This window comes from Kitasatospora arboriphila, assembly GCF_039528095.1.
GTDB classification, from domain to species: Bacteria; Actinomycetota; Actinomycetes; order Streptomycetales; family Streptomycetaceae; genus Kitasatospora; species Kitasatospora arboriphila.
Genome location: NZ_BAAALD010000259.1, coordinates 1 through 692, shown reverse-complemented (window position 1 = coordinate 692; position 692 = coordinate 1). Strand labels below are relative to the sequence as shown.

Sequence of the window (692 nt, the reverse complement as noted above, 5' to 3'; positions counted from 1 at the left end):
CCGCTCGGCGAGGCGCCCCCCGACCCGCCCGCGGCCGCGGACGGCGCCGCACCACCGGCCCCGCCCTGCCCGGGCGGCGGCACCGCGGAGGCGGCCGGCGCGTTGGCCGCCGGCTTGCCGTCCGAACCCGAGTTCTGCACCGCCCACACCGTGCCGACCCCGACCAGCAGCAGCAGCGCCACGCCCGCACCGACCAGCAGCGGCGTCCGGCTGCGGGCCGGCTTCTCGGCGTCCAGGTCCTCGTACGCCGGGCCGGGGGCACCCGCCGGGTGCGGCCCGGCCTGCGCCGGGTCGAAGGCGGGGAACGGCGGCCGGCCACCGCCGTCGAACGGGGAACCGCCCTGCGGCGGCGGGAAGCCCGGCCCGGGCGGGAAGCCCTGCGGCGGGGCCGGTGCGGCGAACGCCTGCGTCCGGTCCTGCGGCGGGAAGCCCGCGGGCGCCGCACCCGGCTGCGCACCGGCCACGTACGGCCGGGCGCCCGGCGGCGGCCCCTGGTCGCCCGGCCCGCCCGCGGGCACCGGCGGCAGCAGCGTCGTCGCCTGCTCGTCCGGTACCGGGCCCCGCGCAGGCGGGAAGCCCGGCGGCGGGACGTGCCCGCCCTGCGGCTGCGCGTGCGGCCCGGCCTGCGGGGGGAACGGCTGCGGCTGGGCGTGCGGCGGGAAACCCGAGGGCACGGCGGCCGGGCGGCCCGG

1 pseudogene is annotated in these 692 nt (G+C 83.8%); it reads right to left on the bottom strand.

The window, feature by feature from the left end:
• Positions 1-692: pseudogene (locus ABD353_RS39835) on the bottom strand (hypothetical protein); the annotation flags it as partial.